18 protein-coding genes are annotated in these 19,653 nt (G+C 69.3%); 7 read left to right on the top strand and 11 right to left on the bottom strand.

Features of this window, described 5'->3' with window-relative positions; translation table 11 throughout:
• Positions 1 to 113: 113 nt before the first annotated feature.
• From EPL04_RS13915 to EPL04_RS19055, 4 genes are read left to right on the top strand one after another with little or no spacing between them, the layout of a single operon-like run.
• A complete protein-coding gene (locus EPL04_RS13915) occupies positions 114 to 1,220 on the top strand; it encodes a BMP family lipoprotein (protein WP_209019634.1) in 1,107 nt (368 codons plus the stop codon).
• A gap of 41 nt (positions 1,221 to 1,261) precedes the next feature.
• Entirely contained in the window at positions 1,262 to 2,878 is a 1,617-nt protein-coding gene (locus tag EPL04_RS13910; RefSeq protein ID WP_134671795.1) for an ABC transporter ATP-binding protein, read from the top strand.
• A 50-nt stretch (positions 2,879 to 2,928) separates the two neighbouring features.
• Entirely contained in the window at positions 2,929 to 4,005 is a 1,077-nt protein-coding gene (locus EPL04_RS13905; protein ID WP_134671816.1) for an ABC transporter permease, read from the top strand.
• A complete protein-coding gene (locus tag EPL04_RS19055; RefSeq protein ID WP_209019628.1) occupies positions 4,002 to 5,051 on the top strand; it encodes an ABC transporter permease in 1,050 nt (349 codons plus the stop codon). The genes EPL04_RS13905 and EPL04_RS19055 overlap by 4 nt, the downstream gene beginning before the upstream one ends.
• Before the next feature lie 28 nt (positions 5,052 to 5,079).
• Here EPL04_RS19055 and EPL04_RS13895 read toward each other — a convergent pair whose 3' ends face one another.
• From EPL04_RS13895 to EPL04_RS13870, 6 genes are read right to left on the bottom strand one after another with little or no spacing between them, the layout of a single operon-like run.
• Complete coding sequence (locus EPL04_RS13895) at positions 5,080 to 5,856, bottom strand: sugar phosphate isomerase/epimerase family protein (RefSeq protein WP_134671793.1); 777 nt, start codon at positions 5,854 to 5,856, stop codon at positions 5,080 to 5,082.
• On the bottom strand, positions 5,853 to 6,554 hold the full coding sequence (locus EPL04_RS13890) for an HAD family hydrolase (RefSeq protein WP_134671792.1): 702 nt from the start codon (positions 6,552 to 6,554) through the stop codon (positions 5,853 to 5,855). The genes EPL04_RS13895 and EPL04_RS13890 overlap by 4 nt, the downstream gene beginning before the upstream one ends.
• Positions 6,551 to 7,696, bottom strand: a complete 1,146-nt coding sequence (locus tag EPL04_RS13885) for an ABC transporter ATP-binding protein (protein ID WP_134671791.1) — start codon at positions 7,694 to 7,696, stop codon at positions 6,551 to 6,553. Before EPL04_RS13885 ends, EPL04_RS13890 begins: the two co-directional genes overlap by 4 nt.
• Entirely contained in the window at positions 7,693 to 8,559 is an 867-nt protein-coding gene (locus tag EPL04_RS13880; protein WP_134671790.1) for a carbohydrate ABC transporter permease, read from the bottom strand. The genes EPL04_RS13885 and EPL04_RS13880 overlap by 4 nt, the downstream gene beginning before the upstream one ends.
• Positions 8,559 to 9,446 carry a carbohydrate ABC transporter permease gene (locus EPL04_RS13875; protein WP_134671789.1) on the bottom strand — a complete coding sequence of 296 codons (888 nt, stop codon included), beginning with the start codon at positions 9,444 to 9,446 and terminating at the stop codon, positions 8,559 to 8,561. The genes EPL04_RS13880 and EPL04_RS13875 overlap by 1 nt, the downstream gene beginning before the upstream one ends.
• Position 9,447: 1 nt before the next feature.
• On the bottom strand, positions 9,448 to 10,863 hold the full coding sequence (locus EPL04_RS13870; protein WP_134671788.1) for an ABC transporter substrate-binding protein: 1,416 nt from the start codon (positions 10,861 to 10,863) through the stop codon (positions 9,448 to 9,450).
• A gap of 284 nt (positions 10,864 to 11,147) precedes the next feature.
• Between EPL04_RS13870 and EPL04_RS13865 the strand changes: the two genes are divergently transcribed.
• A complete protein-coding gene (locus EPL04_RS13865; protein WP_134671787.1) occupies positions 11,148 to 12,353 on the top strand; it encodes an MFS transporter in 1,206 nt (401 codons plus the stop codon).
• A 60-nt stretch (positions 12,354 to 12,413) separates the two neighbouring features.
• Here EPL04_RS13865 and EPL04_RS13860 read toward each other — a convergent pair whose 3' ends face one another.
• Positions 12,414 to 13,556, bottom strand: coding sequence for a C45 family autoproteolytic acyltransferase/hydolase (locus tag EPL04_RS13860; protein ID WP_134671786.1), 1,143 nt, complete (start codon positions 13,554 to 13,556; stop codon positions 12,414 to 12,416).
• Positions 13,557 to 13,812: 256 nt separating this feature from the next.
• Here EPL04_RS13860 and EPL04_RS13855 point away from each other — a divergent pair, with 256 nt between their 5' ends.
• Entirely contained in the window at positions 13,813 to 14,712 is a 900-nt protein-coding gene (locus EPL04_RS13855) for a DUF3100 domain-containing protein (protein WP_134671785.1), read from the top strand.
• A 26-nt stretch (positions 14,713 to 14,738) separates the two neighbouring features.
• A complete protein-coding gene (locus EPL04_RS13850; protein WP_134671815.1) occupies positions 14,739 to 15,197 on the top strand; it encodes a hypothetical protein in 459 nt (152 codons plus the stop codon).
• A 37-nt stretch (positions 15,198 to 15,234) separates the two neighbouring features.
• On the opposite strand, the gene EPL04_RS13845 is transcribed toward EPL04_RS13850, so the two are convergent.
• The 4 genes from EPL04_RS13845 to EPL04_RS13830 all read right to left on the bottom strand — a co-directional run bounded on the left by EPL04_RS13845 (position 15,235) and on the right by EPL04_RS13830 (position 19,484).
• Complete coding sequence (locus EPL04_RS13845) at positions 15,235 to 16,290, bottom strand: dipeptide epimerase (RefSeq protein ID WP_134671784.1); 1,056 nt, start codon at positions 16,288 to 16,290, stop codon at positions 15,235 to 15,237.
• On the bottom strand, positions 16,287 to 17,375 hold the full coding sequence (locus EPL04_RS13840; protein WP_134671783.1) for a DUF1611 domain-containing protein: 1,089 nt from the start codon (positions 17,373 to 17,375) through the stop codon (positions 16,287 to 16,289). The genes EPL04_RS13845 and EPL04_RS13840 overlap by 4 nt, the downstream gene beginning before the upstream one ends.
• A gap of 86 nt (positions 17,376 to 17,461) precedes the next feature.
• Positions 17,462 to 18,694, bottom strand: a complete 1,233-nt coding sequence (locus EPL04_RS13835) for a YkvI family membrane protein (protein WP_134671782.1) — start codon at positions 18,692 to 18,694, stop codon at positions 17,462 to 17,464.
• Positions 18,695 to 18,755: 61 nt separating this feature from the next.
• A complete protein-coding gene (locus EPL04_RS13830) occupies positions 18,756 to 19,484 on the bottom strand; it encodes a helix-turn-helix domain-containing protein (RefSeq protein ID WP_134671781.1) in 729 nt (242 codons plus the stop codon).
• Positions 19,485 to 19,653 lie beyond the last annotated feature (169 nt).

Raw genomic sequence — 19,653 nt, 5'->3', positions numbered from 1 at the left:
CGATTAATCGGCGCGGCGGATCGCCGAGATACCCTTCAAATATATACGATATTTTATATAAGGATAGTTTTTAGCATGCGCGTGATGTGTACACCCACGGAATGGCTCACAGCATGGGGGAACGCGACAGTTCGGGGGGATCGAGCGCCGAACGGTCGTCGACGGTCAGTCGGCGGACAGTGCTCGCATCGGGGGCGGCCGTGCTCGGCGGAACGATCACCGGCTGTGTCGGTGCGGGCGGTAGCCAAGACGGCACGACGAACGTCGCGATCGTCTCGAGCCCGGCGGGGTTCGACGACAACGCGTTCAACGACCTCGCGCTCGAAGGACTCCGGAGCGCCGCCGAGGAGTACGACGTCGAGATCAATCGGGTCGAGGAGACCGAGCAGGCCCAGTACCAGTCGACCCAGTCCCAGCTCGCCCAGAGTGGCGACTACGACCTCATCGTGCTGGTCTCGTACAACCACACCGAAGCGCTGACCCAGAACGCCGTCGACTACCCGGACCAGAACTGGATGCTCATCAACGACTACGTCGACGAGCCCAACGTCGCCGGCTACACCTGGGCGAACCACCAGATGTCGTATCTGGCGGGCGTCCTCGCCGGGACGATGACGACCGAAGAACTGGACCACGAGGGGAGTTCGACGGCCCCGGAGACCGCGCAGGTCGGGTTCGTCGGCGGCGAGGACGGCTCGCTGATCAACGCCTTCGAGCGGTCGTACGTCGCCGGCGCAGAGTGGGTGAACGGCGACGTCGAGGTGAACGTCGGCTATATCGGCAACTACACCGACACCAGCACCGCGGCCGACATCGCGAGCTCGCAGTACGACGACGGCGCGGACATCGTCTACCACGCCGCCGCGGCCGCCGGGCGGGGCGTCTTCGAGGCCGCACAGGAGAACGGCCGGTTCGCGATCGGGGTCGACGCCGACCAGTCGCGGACGCTCCCCGATTTCCAGGACGTCATCCTCGGCTCGGCGGTCAAGTACATAAACGAGGGGACCCGCGAGGTCGCCGCGGCGGTCGCCGAGGGCGACTTCGAGAGCGTCGCGGGCGCCAACACGCTGGGGCTCGAAGACGAGGCCGTCGACTGCGTCATCGGGCAGGCGTTCGATGGCCAACTGCCCGACGCGGTCGGAAAGAACCTCGAGGAGGCAAAACAGGCCATCGTCGACGGCGACGTCGAGGTGCCGTGTACCGCCGCCGGATGCGAGTGACGCCCCGATCGTCAGACTACCGCCGATGACAGCCCCCGATCATGGCGCCACCTGAGACGGCGGCGCCCGCGGTCCGACTCGACGGCATCACCAAGCGGTTCGGCGACGTGGTCGCCAACGACGGCGTCGACTTCACGCTCGAACGCGGGACGGTCCACGCCCTGCTGGGCGAGAACGGCTCGGGCAAGACGACCCTGATGAGCGTTCTCTACGGGCTGTACGATCAGGACGCCGGGACGATCGCGATCGACGGCCAGCCCCGGGCGTTCGACTCGCCCAGAGACGCCATGGACGCCGGGGTCGGCATGATCCACCAGCACTTCCAGCTCGTCGAGCCGATGACCGTCCTCCAGAACGTCATCCTGGGCCACGAGCCGACCGAGAACGGACTGGTCGACGAGGCCGCCGCGAGAGACGACGTCGAGGCGATCTGCTCGCGGTACGACTTCGACGTCGACCGGTATCTGGACACGCCGGTTCGGGAGCTCGACCTCGGCGCGCGCCAGCGCGTCGAGATCGTCAAGAGCCTCTACCGGGGCGCCGAGATCCTCGTCCTCGACGAGCCGACGGCGGTGCTCACCCCACAGGAGGTCGACCGGCTGTTCGACGTGATGGACGAGCTCACCGCGTCGGGGCGCTCGCTCGTCTTCATCACCCACAAGCTCGACGAGGCGCTGACCGCCGCCGACGAGATCACCGTGCTCCGGGACGGGGCGGCCGTCGGGACGGTGGCGGCCGCCGACACCACCGAGCGGGAGCTCGCGCGGCTGATGGTCGGCCGGGAGGTGCTGTTCGATCGCGAGCGCCGCGAGACGGCGTCCGGCGAGCCCTTCTTTGCGGCCGAGGACCTCCGGGTCCGGGGCGACCGCGGGCTCGAACGGGTCCGGGAGGTCGGGTTCACGGTCCGCGAGCGCGAGATCCTGGGCGTCGCGGGCGTGCAGGGCAACGGCCAGACCGAACTGGTCGAGGCGCTCGCCGGGCTTCGCTCCGTCGCGTCGGGCGCCATCCGGTTCCGCGGCGAGGACGTGACCGGTCTGAGCCGGCGCGAGCGGATCGAGGCCGGCATCGCCTACGTCCCCGAGGACCGACAGACCGAGGGGCTGGTGCAGGACTACGACCTCGTGCACAACGCGTTGCTCGGGAATCAGACCATCGAACCGTACACGCGCCGGGGGTTCGTCGACTGGGCGGCCGTCCGGGAACACGCCGAGGAGATCGTCCGGGAGTACGACGTCCAGCCGCCGACCCCCGACGCGGAGGCGGCGTCGCTGTCGGGCGGGAACCAGCAGAAGTTCATCGCGGGCCGGGAGATCGAACACGACCCCGACGTCATGGTCGCGGCCCACCCCACGCGCGGGGTCGACGTCGGCTCGATCGAGTTCATCCACGACCGCCTGCTCGAACTCCGCGACGCCGGGCTGGCGATCGTGCTGGTCTCCTCGAAGCTAGAGGAGATCCGGACCCTCTCCGACCGGATCGCGGTCATGTACGAGGGCGAGTTCGTCGAGACGGTCGACCCCGACGCGGTGACCGACGAGGAACTGGGACTGCTGATGGCCGGCCGCGATCGCGGCGAGGACCCGACCGACGCCCGACGCGGGGAGGCGGAAGTCGAACCGGACCGCGCCGACGGACCAGACGGAGGCGGGCGAGCGTGAGCGACCCGGACGCGGGCGAGGGCCGACGGCTCGATCGGGCCGCCGACCGCATGCTCGGCGCGTCGGCGGTCCAGCGGCTCCTGATCGCGACCGCGTCGACGGTGCTGGCGCTGGTCGTCGGGCTGGTGGTCGTGGCCGCGGCCGGCTACGATCCGGCGACCTTCCTGGTGAACGTTTTCGAGGGGTCGTTCGGCGACGCGACCGCGGTCGCACAGACGCTTCGGTCCACGACGCTGTTCGTGCTGACCGGGGTCGCGGTGGCGGTCGCGTTCCGGGCCGGCGTGTTCAACATCGGCGTGCAGGGCCAGTTCGTCGTCGGCGGGTTCGCCACCGTCGTCTCGATCCTGTGGCTCGCCCCGCTGGCCCCCGAGAACGCGGTCGGGGGCGCCGCGCTCTTGGTCTGCGGGGCGCTCGCGGCCGTCGTCGCGGGCGGCCTCTACGGCGCGCTCCCGGGCGTCCTGAAGGCGTACGCCGACGCCAACGAGATCATCACCACGATCATGCTGAACTTCATCGTGATCGGGGTGGTCGGGTGGCTCGTCGACGGGCCGTTCCGGGGCGAGGGCCAGCGCGCGCCCAACACCGCCCGGATCCCCGAGCACGTCGACTTCCCCCGACTCGTCTTCGACGTGCCGGACTTCTCGGTCGTCGGGCTCGCGGTCGCGCTCGTCGCGGTCGGCGCGATCGCCGTGGTCATGGAACGGACCCGGCTGGGGTACGACATGATCACCAGCGGCCATCAGGAGGCGGCGGCCGCGTTCTCGGGCGTCGACGCCAAGCGCACGATCGTCGCCACCATGACCCTCTCAGGGATGGTCGCGGGCGTCGCGGGCGCGGTGTTCGCCGTGATGATTCAGGGCTACTACAGCGACCCGAGCGGGATCGGCACGTACGGCTTCGACGCCATCGCCGTCAGCCTGCTCGCGGCGAACAACCCGCTCGGGGTCGTCCCGGCCGGACTGCTGTTCGGCGGGCTCGACGCCGCCGGCAGGCACATCGGCATCTACAGCGACGTGCCCGTCCAGTTGATCGACGGGGTCGTCGGGCTCGTCGTCCTGTTCGTCGCCGCGCCAGAGCTGTTCCGGATGGCGGCCCGGCGGACCGGGCTCGGGGGCGAGGACCGATGAGCGTCGCCGACTACGCCGCCCGCAACCGCGTCCGGATCGGCGCCGCGGTCGGCCTGCTCGCCGGCGCGGCGCTCCTCGCGGCCCTGCTCGACCTGCCGGTCGCGGCCATCGTGACCGTCGGGTTCGTCGAGCGGACGCTCCAGGCGGCGACCCCGATCGCGCTCGCGGCGGTCGGCGGGCTCTACGCCGAGAAGAGCGGCGTGTTCAACATCGGCCTCGAAGGGTTCATGATCTTCGGGGCGGCCAACGCCGGCGCCGTCGCGTGGCTCTCGGGCGGCGGATCGCCGACCCAGCTCGACCTCTGGGTCGGCATCCTCGCGGCGGTGCTCCTCAGCCTCGCGTACGGCGCGATCTTCGCCGCGCTGACGATCCGGTACGAGGCCGACCAGATCGTCGCCGGCCTCGCGGTCTGGTTCGTCGGGCTCGGGTTCGGCCCGTTCACCGCGGTCGTCCTCTGGGGCAACCGCAACAGCCCGCGGCTCGCGAGCGTCGCCGATCTCACCGTCCCGGTGCTGTCGGAGCTCCCGGTGGTCGGTCCCGTGCTGTTCGACACGTCGCCGCTGGTGGCGCTCGCCGCGCTGGCGGTCGGGGTCTCGTGGGTGGTGCTGTACCGGACCAGATACGGCTACTGGCTCCGGGCGGCCGGCGAGAACCCCGAGGCGCTCGACACGGCGGGGGTCAGCGTGGCCCGCGTCCGGTACGGGGCGGTGATCTTCTCGGCCGCGATGGCGGGGCTTGCCGGCGCCGTCCTGCTGGCCCACGCCGGGTCGTTCACCGGCACCGGCGACACGATGGTCAACGGCCGGGGGTGGATCGGGATCGTCGCGTATCTGTTCGGCAACTACAACCCGATCGGGGCGGGCGCGGCGGCGGTGCTGTTCGGCGGGCTGGACATGCTCCAGATCCAGTTTCAGACCGCCGGCATCGAGGTGCCAAACCGGCTCGTCAATCTGTTCCCGTACGCGGCGGTCGTCGTCGTGCTCACCGTCTGGGGCTCGACCCGGATGCCCGCGGCCGTCGGCGAACCCTACGAGAGCGAGGAGTGAGTCCCGACCCCGTCGAGTCGCCGCGGGCTCACAGCAGTTCGTCGAGGTGGCTCCGGGAGTACTCGAGGTACTCGAGCGACCGCGTGCCGATTTCGAGCGACAGCGTCCCGGTCCACCCCGACGGGAACGCCTCGAAGATGGGCTCGAAGTCGAGGTTTCCTGCGCCGAACGGGAGGTGTTCGTCGGCCGGCCGGCGGGTGTCGTTGAGGTGGACGTGCGAGATCCGATCGGCGTGATCGGCGACGAACGCGGCGGTGTCGGCGGCGTCGTAGCCGGTGACTCGGGCGTGGCCGGTGTCGAGGGTCATCGACGCGTCCGTGTTCGCGAGCAGTCGGTCGATGTGTTCGATCGTGTACGCGCTGTCGAAGATGTTCTCCGCACAGATCTCCAGCCCGCGGTCGGCGCCGTAGGCGGTCAGGTCGGCCACCGACGCGTCGATGTGATCGCGGAGCGCCGCGTCCTCCCAGGCGACCTCCCACGCCGACGACTCGGGGTGGAGGACGCCCTTCTCGGCGCCGAGATCGGACGCGACGTCGATGCACGTCCGCTGGGTCTCGATCGCGCCGTCGCGGACGCCCGGATACGGCGAGCCGATGTCGGTCGGGAACGGGAGGTGGACGACCAGATCGAGCCCGTGGTCGGCCAGCGTGGCCCGGACGTCAGACGCCCGCGATGCGAGGGTTTCGTGGGCGTGTGGCCCGTCCATCAGCACTTCGACGTAGTCGAAGTCGCCGGCGGCGGCGAAGTTCAGTTGGCGGTCCAGCTCCGATGCGACTGACGTGACGAAACCGATGCGTGGGTTCATTGTGGTCTCCGGGGAGAATCCGTGTCGGTCGATCGCGCGGGCAGGTCGGTCAGGTCGGCGAGGCTCTCGATGCGGTAGGTCGGCTCGGCGTCGAGGCGGTACTCCCGGCGGTGCGGGCGCGCGACGAACGCGGAGTCGACGCCGGCGGCGTTCGCGGCCGCCACGTCGACGCGGCTGTCGCCCACGTAGAGGGCCGACCGGACGTCGAGCGCGTCGAGCGCCGTTTCGAGGTACGACGGGTCGGGCTTGCGCCGCGCCAGTCCCTCTAGGGTCGGATCCCGGCCGTAGTGGGCCTCGAACGTCGCGAGGTCGAACTCGTCGACGACGCGCTCGATCGTCGCGTGCTGATTGTTGCTCACGATCGCGGTCGGCACCGAGAGATCGGCGACGACGTCGACGTCGGCGTACAGCGGCTTGCGGCCCTCGCGGATCGCGCTCGCCTGGACGGCGGTCCGGTGGCGCTCGTTGCGTCGCCAGAACCGCTCGGCGTCGAGGCCGTACCGGTCGGCCAGTTCCCGGACCGTCTCGACCGAGAGGTCCTCGACGAGCGCCCGGACGTCCCCGGCGTCGGGGTCGACGTCGAACGCGCCGAACGCCTCCCGGGAGGCCGCGAGCAGGAGCGACTCGTCGGTCGGATGCGTGAGCACGCCGTCGTTGTCGAAGACGACCGCGTCGTATCTGGCGGCGACGTGGGTCATCGTCGCTCCGGGCTCCCGTCGGCGAGGAGGGGCTCGGCCTCTGTGGCGTCTAACTCCGTCGAGGAGTGGTACAGCGCTTCGCCGGACTCGGGGTCGAACAGGTGGAGTCGCTCCGGGTCGGCGGCCAGCGACACCGCGTCGCCGACGCCGACGGGCGAGCGCGCCGGCAGGCTCACCTCCATCTCGGCGCCGCCGACGGTGCCGCGGGTGAGCAGCGAGTCGCCCAGCGGCTCGGTCACCGTGATCTCCATCCGGAGCGGTCCGTCGCGCTCCTGGCGGAGATCCTCCGGGCGGACGCCGAGGACCGCTCGACCGTCGACGCGGTCGGCGACCCTCCCAGCAGACGGGAGCGTGAGCTGGTTCGAGCCCCACGTCGCGACCGCGTCGTCCCCGCGGCGTTCGAGAGTCGCCTCGACGGTGTTCATCCCCGGACTGCCGATGAACTCGGCCACGAACCGGGTGTCGGGCGCGTCGTACAGGCGTTGGGGCGGCGCGACCTGCTGGAGTTCGCCGTCGTACATCACCGCGACCCGGTCGCCGAGGGTCATCGCCTCGACCTGATCGTGGGTGACGTACAGCGTCGTCGTCTGGAGCTCGGCGTGCAACTCCGCGAGCTCGGCGCGCATCTGGACCCGGAGCTTCGCGTCGAGGTTCGAGAGGGGCTCGTCCATCAGGAACACCTCCGGGTCCCGGACGAGCGCGCGGCCGATCGCGACCCGCTGTTGCTCGCCGCCCGAGAGCGCCGCCGGCGTCCGGTCGAGCAGGTCCTCGATGTCGAGAATCGCGGCCGCCTCCGCGACGCGGTCGTCGACCTCCCCGGACCCGAAGTCGGTGGCGGTCCGGACGCCGAAGGTCATGTTCTCCCGGGCGGTCATGTGTGGGTACAGCGCGTAGCTCTGGAACACCATCGCGACGTCCCGGTCGCCCGGCGGGGTGTCGGTCACGTCGCTGTCGGCGATCTCGACTGCGCCCTCGGTCGGGGATTCGAGCCCCGCGAGGAGCCGAAGCGTGGTCGATTTTCCGCACCCGGACGGTCCCACGAGGACCAGAAACTCTCCGTCGCGGACGTTGAGGTCGACGCCGTCGACCGCGGTGACGTCGTCGAAGCGTTTCACCAAGTCAGTGGTCGTGATTCCTGTCATTCTGCGAGTCCGAACGTTTCGAGCAGCGGGCCCCGGAACGCGATGAGCGCGACCAGCGGCGGCAGCAGCGTCAACACGGCGCCCGCCATGATGAGCCCCCAGTCGGTCTGGCCGGCGTTGCCGACCGACTGGAGGTACTTCATTCCGACCTGTACGACCTGCTTGTTCTGATCGGAGATGACGATCAGCGGCCACAGATACTGGTTCCACGCGTAGATGAACGTGATCACGCCGAGACCGCTGATCATCCCCCGCGACATCGGGATCAGCACGTCCCAGAGAAATCGCAGTGGGCCGACCCCGTCGAGCTTCGCCGACTCGACCAGCGAGTCGGGGATAGACAGGAAGTGCTGGCGCAGGAGGAACACGGCGGTCGCGCTCGCCAGATACGGCCCCGTGAGCGCCAACAGCGTGTTCGACCAGCCCCAGGCGGCCATCAGTTCGTACAGCGGGACGATGCGGACCGGCACCGGGACCATCAGCGTGAACAGGATGAGAAAGAAGATCGCGTTCTTGAACCGGAATCGATAGAACACGAGCGCGACCGCCGCAAGCAGGCTCACCGCGATCTTGCCGACGGTGACGACGACCGACATCACCAGCGAGTTGAGCATGTACGACGCCATCTCGTAGGTCGTCAACACCTCGAGGTAGTTGGCGAGCCCGTCGCTCCCGGCGCCGATATTCGTGATGTCGTACACCTCCGGAACGGTCTGGGTGCTCATCACGAACGCCAGCAACAGCGGCGAGGCCATCAGCAGGATCGAGCCGATCAGTCCCGCGTGGACGGGCCACTGCTCGGGAACGAGCGTCGCGTCCGTGATCGCCGACGGCGCCGCGTCGTCTTGTGTTTCGTGAGACATTAGTAGTGTGCGTAGCGGTCGGACACGCGCAACTGGACGTAGGTGAGTCCCGCGACGAGGACGAACAGGATCACCGACTCGGCCGACGCGAGTCCGAGGTTGTTGAACTGGAACGCGTCGCGGTACAACTGGTAGATCATCAGGTTCGTGGCGTTCGTCGGGCCGCCCTGCGTCATCAGGTCGATCAGCGCGAAGCTCCCGAAGAACGCGTAGATCGTGTTGATCACGACCAGAAAGACCAGCGTCGGCGACATCAGCGGGACGTACACCCGGACGAGCCGGCGCCACGTCTCGACGCCGTCGAGCTCGCAGGCCTCGTTCAACGCTTCGGGAACGTTGTTCAGCGCCGCGAGCATGAAGATCACGTTGTACCCGACCTGCTTCCAGATGGCCGCCACCGCGAGCACGGCGAACGCCTGCCAGCCGACGGTGAACCAGTCGAGTTCGACCCCGAACCACGCCTCGAGGTAGTGGGTGTAGATCCCGACACTCGGGTGGGCCAAGAACAGCAACACCGTCCCGGCGACGGCCGTCGGGAGCGCGTACGGCCAGATCGCGGCCACCAGATACGCGGCCTTGCCGTCGCTCACCTCGTACAGTAGGAACGCCACGAACAGCCCGACGGCCAGCGATCCCGCGACCACGATCGCCGCGAACGCGAACGTCAGGCCGACGCTCCCGAGGTACGTCTGTGAGCTCAGCAGTTCGGCGAAGTTCGCCAGCCCGACGAACCGCGTGTTCTGGCCGAACAGGAACGTCTTGTAGAGGCTGAGCCGGAGCGTCTGGAGCGACGGGTAGTACAGGAACGCCCCGATCGCGACCAGCGTCGGCAACAACAGGAGGTACGCCCCCAGCGTGCTGTCGAAGGTGTTCTCGTGGACGCCCATCTTAGCTCCCTTTGCTCTCGATGTAGTCCTGGAGGGCGGCGTCGGCCTCCGTCTTCATCTGACCGAGCTTCTCGTCGACGCCGACGTCGGAGTTGATCATGCTGATGTAGCCGTCCTGGATGATGTCCCGGACCTTCGAGGCCGGGCCGGCCTGCCAGCCCTGCGTGGCGGTGGTCGTCTCGGTCTCTTTGAGCTGGTCGAACGCGGTCCGGAAGTTGGGGTTGTCGTCGAACCAGCCGTCGTCGTCTAACTGCTCGACCGCGCTGTCGCTGATCGGGAAGTAGCCGGTGTTGCGGTGCCAGAACGCCTGCTGTTCGGCCTCCGCCAGCCAGAGGAGGAAGTCGGTGACCGCCTCCTTCTTGGCGTCGGAGAGCCCGCGGGTCATCCACAGCGACGCCCCGCCGATGACGACGCCGGTCCGGGTGTCGCCCGGCGTCGGGAAGTACGCCGTCCCGAGTTCGAACCCGTTGTCCGCCGCGCCCTCGGTCGCCGCGGCGACGCCCGCGGTCGAGGAGATCCACATCGCGGTTTTGCCGTTGAGGAACGCCTGCTGGGCGGCGTCCCACGCGCCCTTCCCGGCGTGGTTGTACAGCCCGTCGTCGTACATGTCGGCCCACCACCCGAAGATCCGGTCGGCGGTGTCGGTGTCGAGGTTGATCTCGGTCGGGTCGTCCGCCCGGCCGTTCTCCTCGTTCACGAGCGGGACGCCGGCCTCCGCGAACCACTGCTCGGGGAACCACGAGACGTTAGCGAAGGTGATCCCCTGCTCGGCGACCCCCTGATCGACGACGGTCTCGCTCGCCGCCCGGATGCCCTCGAACGTGGTCGGCGGCGACTCGGGATCGAGCCCGGCCTCCGCGAACTTGTCCTTGTTGTAGTAGAAGATCGGCGTCGAGGAGTTGAACGGCAGCGAGTACACCGTGTCGTCGAACGAGTAGTAGTTGATCACCGGGTCCTGGAAGTCCGACCAGTCGATCCGGTCGCTCGGGAGCGCCTCCTCCATCGGCTCGAACGCCCCGCTGTCGATCGCGAGCCGACACCCGAGGTCGACGATCTGTGCGAGGTCCGGCGCCTCGCCCGCCCCGATCGCGGAGGTGACCGCGTTGAGCGTCTCGGTGTAACTGCCCTTGTAGCTCGTCTCGACGGTCACTCCGTCGGACTGCTCGTTGAAGTCCTCGGCGAGCGCATCGACCGTCTCGCCGAGGTTGCCCCCCATCGCGTGCCACCACTCGATCGTCGTCTCGCCACTGCTCGTGTCACTCGCACTCGACTCCGAACTGCCCCCGGAGTCGTTCGAGCCGCCGGAGCCGATCGAGAGGGTCCCCAGACAGCCCGCGGTCGCGATGGCGCCCGCGGTGATACCGGTCGTTTTCAGGAAGCGACGCCTGTTCTCGGACGAGTCGTTTGGACTGACCACACGCTCATGTTCGCGAATCGGTATTTAAAGGATTATAATAGGTCTATGTGGCCGTACGGCGGCCACGAGACGGTCAACAGTCGTCGAGAGCGGACCGGAACGCTATATTGAGATAAGAGCGGTCCGTAACGCTCCCGACCGGTGGGCGTCCCTCGCCCCGGGCGTCCCGGCGACGCCCCGACCGAACTCGCACCGCGTCCGGCCGTCGAATCCGCCCGATCGGGGCGAGACGAAGTCGGTAGGATAAGGTGGCCCGAATCGCATCTCGGAGACGGACCCTCCAGATGAGTACCGACGCGACCGCGACCGCCGAGTCGTCGATTCCGTGGCGTTCGAGCACGCTGTACGTCATCCTGTCGAGTTCGCTCATCGGCGTGATGGGCGTCTCGTTGCTCAGTCCGGTGCTCCCGTCGCTCCGATCCGTGTTCGCGATCTCGGACTCGCAGGTCGGGCTCGTCATCACCGCCTACACCCTGCCGGGTATCTTCCTGACGCCGTTCATGGGACTTGTCGCCGACCGGCTCGGCCGGCGGCAGGTCATCATCCCGCTCCTGTTTCTGTTCGGGGCGGCGGGCGCGGGCATCTCGCTGTCGAGCAATTTCGCCGAGGTGCTCGCCCTGCGCTTCCTCCAGGGGATCGGCGCCAGCGCGCTCGTCACGCTCGCGGTCACGCTCATCGGGGACTTCTACGAGGGCGGACGCCGGAACGCGATCATGGGGCTCAACGGGAGCATGGTCGGGGCGGGCGCCGCGGTCTACCCCCTGATCGGCGGGGCGCTCGCGGGCATCCGGTGGAACGTCCCGTTCCTCTTTTTCGGGACCGCGATCCTCGTCGGACTCGCGGCGGTGTTCGTCCTCGACGAGCCCGAACAGGGCGAGCCGACCGGCGTGCCCGAGTATCTCCGCCGGATGCGGGACGTGATCGTCCTCCCCGAGGCGCTGGCGATCTTCGCGGTCATCCTGGTCGTCTTTTTCGTCTTCTACGGCGCGGTCCTCACCGCCCTGCCGCTCCTGTTGAGCGACGAGTTCGGGCTCGGCTCCGGACAGATCGGCCCGATCCTCGCGATGGTGTCGCTCGCGAGCGCGACCGTCTCCTCCCAGTACGGGCGGGTCTCCCAGTGGCGGACCGCGCCGGAACTGCTCGCGCTCGGGTTCGTGGCCTACGGGACGAGCCTGCTCGGAGTCTGGCTCGCGCCCTCGCCGATCTTCGTCGGCGCGGCGCTGCTCGCGTTCGGCGTCGGCTTCGGCGTCGTGATGCCGTCGATCGACACCACGGTGGTCACGCTCGTGTCGGGGGACCTCCGGGCGGGGATGATGGGGATGCGGACCAGCATGCTCCGGCTCGGCCAGACGCTGGGGCCGATCGCGTTCACGTTCGTCGCCGACACCGCGTTCGCCTCGTCGCTGACGGGCTACCGGACGCTGTTGCTCGTCGCGGGCTGTGTCGTCGCCGCCGCCGGGAGCGTCGGGTACGCGCTGTTGCGGCGCTGAGACGTCGGCGCCGTCTCGACTCGCCCGACTCCGCCCCGGCCACCGCGAGTATCGAACCGTTCAGAGCGCGTACTCGCGGTACTCGCCCTCGCAGGGCGGGCCGCGCTGGCCCAGCAGTCGCCGGCCGGCGAGGTCGATCACGAAGCTCGCGTTCGTCTGGCCGTACTCGACCGCCGGCACCGACTCGTCGACGTGACTGCAGATGCTCGACGGCCGCCCGAAGTGGTCCCGGAGCGCCGCCTGCACGTCGGCCGGCTCGATCCCCTCCTCGGCCTCGGCGGCGAGCAGTCGGCGGAGCCGTGGCCCGCGGTACAGCGTGCTCGGGCTCCGGCGCTCGTTGATGCTCTCGACGGCGTCGGTCTCGAAGTGGTTGGCGTGGGTGAGGACGCCGTCCTCGGGGTAGATCGTGTTGACGAGGTCCGGGGCGGCCTCGAGGTCGATCACCTCGCCGTCGGCGTGGCCCACTAAGACGTTCGCCGAGCAGACCCGGTCGGTCTCGACGATCGGCCGGAGGGCGTCGTCGAACCGCTCGGCGTCGAGCACCTCGCGGAACCGGACGTGGTAGGGCTTGCGGAGCGCGTTCGTCCCGTCGCCGTCCGAGATGAGGCCGTTGACCGCGAGGCCGATGCCGTGTTCGTTGACGCCGATCTTCCCGCCGACGATGCCGGCCTCGGTCATCGCGAGCAGATCGGGGGCGTCGTCGCGGCGCAGTTCCATCAGAAAGAGGTTGTCCGCGACCGACGCGAGCCAGTCCCAGTTCTGGCCGACGTAGGTCCCCCCGTCGGCGGTCGCCGGCGGGGCCACCCCGAAGCTCGTACAGCCGTCGACGGGCGATTCGCCCGATCGCCCGGCCCGCTCGTCGCCGTCGGTCGCCGCCTCGGTCTGGTCTTTCCACGCAGGGTAGATCACCTCCCAGCGGACGTTCAGCATCGCCACGTCGGCCAGCGGGACGCCGCTTCCCTCGGCGACGCCGCGCATCTCCTCGGCGTAGCCGGGGTTCTCGCGCTCGATGACGTCGACGTACTCGGCGGCGTGGTCCCGGATCGCGTCGAGGTCGACGCCCTCGTGGGCGAACCGTTCGCGGTACAGTTCGACGTTCGACGCGACGGCGTCGGCGAACCGCTCGCCGTGTTCGCGCCCGCGCTCGGCCGGCGACCCGGACAGCACCACCCGCTCGAACCCGTCTGTGGGATTCGTTGACATCGTACGTTCGGTGTTCGACGCGCCGGGCCATAAGAATACGTCTCGAAGCAGTCCGCGGGGGTTTTCGGCGCGGTCGCCTCGAAGTCCGGATTCGCGGGTCGGCGCCGCCGGTCGGCGAATCGCCAGACGCTCTGGCCGATTTCTACTGGCGTCGGGCGAACTGCCACCTCCATCGGACGAACGACCGGCAACGAATCAGCATCTTTATGCGACGGTCCTGTGCACCCACGGATGCACACTATTCGCGTGCGATACAATGCCAAGTGAAGACTCGGAGAGCCGCTGGGCACCCATCCGCACCGCAGGTCGGGTCACTGCCCACGCCAAGACGCATCTCACGGTCCTGCTCGTCGTCGTCGGGGCCGAACTGATCGGCACCCAGACGTTCGCCGTCGGGCCCGGACAGGTCGTCCTGTTGCCGATGCTGTTCGCCGTCGTCGTCGGCGTCCTCGTCAGCTACAGCGTCCTCGGTCAGTACGTCGCGCCGCTCCGGAAGATCGTCACCGAGGAGGTGAGCCGGATCAGTAGCCCGATGCTCGTGATCGCGCTCATGCCGCTGGGCGTGAAGTACGGCATGATGGTCGGCCCCTCGTTCAGCGAACTGGTTCAGGCCGGTCCGGCGTTCGTCCTCCAGGAGTTCGGGAATCTCGGGACGATACTCATCGCGCTCCCGTTCGCGCTCGTGCTCGGCCTGAAGCGGGAGGCCATCGGCGGGGCGGTCAGCATCGCCCGCGAGCCGACCCTCGGCGTCATCACCGACAAGTACGGCATCGAGTCCCCGGAGGGCCGGGGCGTCCTCGGGACGTACCTGACCGGGACGGTGCTCGGCACCGTCTTTTTCGGCCTGCTCGGGGGCTTTGCGCCCGCGACCGGACTCCACCCGCTCGCGCTCTCGATGGCCTGCGGGATGGGTAGTGCGAGCATGATGACCGCGTGTTCGTCGTCGCTGGCCGAAGCCGTCTCGGCCGTCCCCGAGGACCAACTGCTGTCGTTCGCCGCCACGAGCAACCTCCTCACCGGCGTCACCGGTCTGTACATGGTGCTTTTCATCGGCCTGCCGGTCATCACGCGGCTGTACGGCGTCCTCGAACCGGTCATCGGTCGAGGCGACCCGGAGCCGGACGCCGACGCCGTCCGAGACGCGGGGGGTGACTGAGCGTGTCGAACGCCTCCCGATCCGCGATGGAACTGCCCGAATTCAGCGTCGAGTCGCTCAAGATGCTTCTCGTCGTCGGCGCGCTCACGCTGACCGCGAACTGGGTCGGCTACGGCATCAGCCCGCTCGACGCCGCCCCGGGCATCGGGCTCGTCGTCGCGATCGGATTCGTCTCGCTCGTGCTCGGACGCGTGCTCCCGCTCGACCTCCCGTCGTTCGCCTACGCGATGGTGATCGCGTTCCTGCTCGCGATCCCGTTCTCGCCGGTCCAAGGACAGGTGCTCGCGATGACCGAGCAGATCGACTTTCTGGCGACCACGACGCCGATCCTCGCGTACGCCGGTCTCTCGATCGGGCTCCAGACCACTCGGATGAAGGAAGTCAGCTGGAAGCTCGTCTTAGTGGCCGTGCTGGTCTTCTTCGGCACCTACTTCGGCTCGGCGCTCATCTCCCATCTCGTTCTGGCGGCCCAGGGGATCATCTGACCGACTCGTCCCCCGTCGGGCAGTCGTCCGGAACCGGCTACTCGGGCGGCGTCACGCCGTGACCCGGCCCCGAGATGCGGTGGGTCGGGCCGCCGCCGTCGTCGATGACGTCCTCGGCGAGCAGTCGGTTCCCGTCGAGGTCGACGTACGAGAAGGCGCCGGTGCCGGCGACGAGGTGGGCGCTCGCGTGGATGCCGACCGCGCTCTCGAGCATACAGCCGACCATCAGTTCGAGGTCGGCCCCCCGCGCGATCGCGGCGATGTCGGCGACCGCCAGCGGCCCGGACTTCCCGAGTTTGGCGTTGATCACGTCGGCGGCCTCCTCGCGCACGATCCGGACGGCGTCGGCGGGCGTGAACACCGCCTCGTCGGCCGCGACCGGCACGTCGACGAGGTCGCGCGCGGTCGCGAGCCCGGCGACGTCGGCGGCCGGTACGGGCTGTTCGATCAGGTCGAGGCCGACGCCGCGCTCGCCGACCGCGTCGGCGAACCGGGCGGTCTCCTTGGGCGTCCAGCCCTGATTGGCGTCGACCTTGAGGGCGGCGTCGGGCGCCGCCTCGGCCACCGCCGCGACGCGCTCGACGTCGGCCGACACCTCTGTGCCGGTCTTGATCTTGAGGTGGCGATAGCCCGTCTCGACCGCCCGGCTCGCCCGCTCGGCCGCGGTCCCGGGGTCGACGATCGGGATCGTCACGTCGGTCTCGACCGGCTCTGTGGGCCCGCCGAACAGCTCCGAGAGCGCGAGCGAGCGCTCCCGACAGTAGGCGTCGAGGATCGCGGTCTCGACCGCGAACAGCGCCGACGCCATCCCGGGAAACGCCGAGCGCACCTCGCCGACCAGCCCGCGGTAGTCGGCGACCTCCCGGCCCTCGATCACCTCGGCGGCCGCCCGGGCGGTTTCGAGCGCGGCCGCCCGGGTCTCGCCCGTCACCGGCGGGATCGGCGACCCCTCGCCGTAGCCGGTCGCGCCCGACTCGGTCTCGACGGTCACGAGGAGGTTCGACGCCTCGCGTTGGGTGCCAAGCGCGATTTCGAACGGCTCTTCGAGCGGGAGGTCGAGCGGTCGGACCGACACCGATTCGATCTCGCTCACCGCCCGGTCACCCCCGATTCGTCCGCGGCCGGGGCGTCGGCGTCGAGGCGCTCGCGGACCGCCGCGAGGAGCTCCTCGGGGCCGCCGTCGTCGTAGACGTTCGCCGCGGGGAGCCCGAGGCGTTCGCGCTCGGTCGCCGCGTCGCCCCACGTCGAGACGCCGGCCACCGCGGCGTCCGAGAGGTCCTCGATCAGCCGGCGCTCGTGGTCGACGCCGTCGACCCGGAACGACTCGAAGTGGGTCCGGTCGGTCCGGTCGGGGTCGTCGGCGAGCACGACCGCGTCGGGCCACGCGCCGTGGAGGATCGAGAGGGTCACCCCCGAGTAGGCGCGGTGGGTCAGCGACGCCTGCCCCTCGACGAACACCAGATCGTGGTCGGCGCCCACCGCTTTCACCATGTCCTCGACGACGCCGGCGGTGAAGTCGGCCGGGACGCGGTCGATCACCGCGCCCTCGTGGGCGCCCACCATGATGCCGGTCTGGCCGGTCGCGACCCACCCGGCGTCGAGGCCCGCCTCGCGGGCCGCCCGGTAGAGTTCGAAGGTGGTCGTCCGCTTGCCGACCGCGCAGTCGGTCCCGAGGGTGAGCACCACGTCGGCCTCGACCGCGTCGACCGATCCGTCGCCGACCCGGAGGTCGGCCTCGCCCGGCGGCTTTCGCACGTCGAACAGCCGCGCGCCGTGCTCGTCGGCGAGCGCGCGCCAGCGCTCGCGCTCGGAGAGAAAGACGTGGAGCCCGGAGACCACGTCACACCCCGCCCGGATCGCGTCCTCGATGTCCGACACCCACGCGTCGGGGAGGTCCCCGCCAGCGGGCGCGACGCCGATGACGAGCGCCTCGGCCTCGGGGGCCGCTTCGAGCGCGTCCGCGACCGTCTCGACGATCGGGACGTCCGGCGCGTCGGGGTTCGAGAGCACGTCGGTCGGCGACTCCCCGGCGGTGTCGGCGTCGACGACCGCCCGCGCGTCGAACACGTCGCTGTGGAGCACGACCCCGTTCGCGGTCTTCCCGCCCGTCTTCCCGAACTCCCCCTCGGCGAGGACGATCGCGGGCGCCGGCACGTCGAACTGGTCTCGAAGATTCATCGTGTCCGAGCATCGGTGGTCGGCCCCCTAAACGTCTCACCCTTTCATAGAAGGGTCCGACCGAGCGAGACCGACTCGCCCGGCGCTCAGTCGTCCGACCGGGCCGTGCCGGCGGCCACCTCGCCGGTTCCCAGCACGCTCGATCCCCAGTCGGGGTTCCGGATGCGGAGCACCCCGACGGTGAGCAGGGGGACCGCGAACAGCGCGATGAAGAGGTACGCCATCGTGGTGTACCCCTGTGCGACCAGCGCGACGATGCCGACCCGCGACAGCACCAGCGCCCCGACGAGGACGGCGACCGCCAGCCCGCCGCGCTGGAGCTTCGAGAGCCCGGTCTGGCCGTCGAGCGGGCCGACGGCCACGTCCGCGATGTTCTCGTCGAGGCGATCGACCAGCGCGTGGATGAGCCCGACGCTGGTCTCGATCAGCGTCCACCCCATCACGACCCCATAGAACGCGATCAGGCCGGGGCCGCCGACGCGTTCGAGCACCGGTAGCCACGGGACGGCGGCGCCCATCACGCCCTCCGCGGGGTAAAAGCCCATGAACGAGACGTACGTCAGCGCGAACGGGATCGTCATCAGCGCGCCCGCGAGCACCCCGGAGACGACCGACTCCCGCCGGCTCGTCTGGCGGTCGAGCGCGAAGAACACCGCCGGGAAGACCACGAGGTTGTAACCCACGTAGAGGATCCCCGACTGCAGGACCGACAGCGCGTCGGCCTCGCCGACGTAGGAGGTGTCGCCCGCCGCGAACACCGCGGTGACGTCGCCCCACGTCTGGGACAGCACCAGCGCGCCGAACACGAGGTAGGCCAGATAGAGGAAGGCCGTCCCGCCGGTCTTGAACCGCTCGATGAGCGACTCGCCGGCGTAGCTGAGCACCCCGACCACCGCGACGACCGCGCTGACCCCCGCGAGGTAGGGGACGCCGATCGTCTGCTCCATGATGTTGCCCGCCGCCGACGCCATGATCGCGATCACCAGCACCGCCATCACGACGAACAGCAGGTCGAACGCCGGCCACAACCGACCGATGAGCTGTCTGATAAAGCGCTTGTAGTCGTACGCGCCGAAGGTCCTCGCGACCTCGAAGGTGAGCACGGCCATCACCGTGAACCCGACCCAGATGCCGACCACGGCGAGCCAGCCCGCCGCGCCGTACTTCGCGCCGTAGGTCACGATCTCCCGGCCGGTGGCGTACCCGCCGCCGATGAGCACCGACTGGAGGATTATCGCCGGGAGGACGATCGTCCCGAACGGGCCGCTTGCGAGTCGCTCGAACAGTCCCGCGTCGTCCCCACTGGTACCAGTTGACATATTACACGAGAGAACTACCAACGGAGCCGCATATAGATGCGACCTACCATAGAAGGGCCGGTCACTCCGGGTCGAGGAGCTTCGCCTCGGCCTTCCGGAGGTGTTCGAGCACCGTGGGCTTGGTCACGTCGAGTTCGGCCGCGAGGTCGGTCGCCGACGTCTCTCGGGGCCACTCGTAGTAGCCCCGACGCCGGGCGAGTTCGAATATCTCGCGCTGGCGCTCGGAGAGTCGGTCGCCCGCCGCCGCGGCGGTCGGCTCGGCGTCGGGCGATTTCATCCCCTGAACGGTGATCTCGGCGTCCATCTCGCGGCGGATCTCGTCGAGGCGGGTCTCGATCGTCGATCGCGAGGCGGTGACGATGACGGTCCAGTACTCGTAGCCGTCACGAATCCGGATCTCCTCGTCGGGGAGGAACCCCCGCGAGAGGAACGCGTCGTGGATGCTGTTTTCGGGCTCGTAGCGCACCAGAAGCTCCTCGGTCACGTTGCCGGCCGCCTCGGTGCGGAGGCTCGGATTGAAGTAGGTCTGTACCCGCTCGACCCGGTGGGTCAGCGCCGACTCGTCGATCGCGGCGACGAGCGCGTCGATCCGGGCGTTGCGATCGGCGTGGGCCGTCATCCGGGCGTTGACCAGCCCGTCGAACTCGTGGACGCTGTGGGCGATCAGCCCCGCGTCGACCGCCGCCGTCGTCCGGAGGGTCCAGCAGTTCGGGTGCCAGATCTTCAGGGTGAACTGCGTGGGCTGTCGGCTCTCCCCTGTGCGGGGGCCCTCTCCGGTAACCTCTCCCATAGCGTTGACCAGCGCGAGCCCACAATTAAGCGTTGCGCCAGACGACCGACGCCGGCGTGGCCGCGTCGAGTTCCTTTCACCGCCCGGGACGGCGTATCACGCGAGCCTGGGGATAAGTCTTAGACCGCCGCCGGTAATACTCCCCGCGAGGTCCCGAAAGTGAAACGTC

Origin of the sequence: Halorussus marinus (assembly GCF_004521895.1) — an archaeon.
Lineage (GTDB): Archaea > Halobacteriota > Halobacteria > Halobacteriales > Haladaptataceae > Halorussus > Halorussus marinus.
The sequence above is the reverse complement of the archived record's forward strand: the minus strand, read 5'-3'. Positions and strand labels throughout refer to the sequence as shown.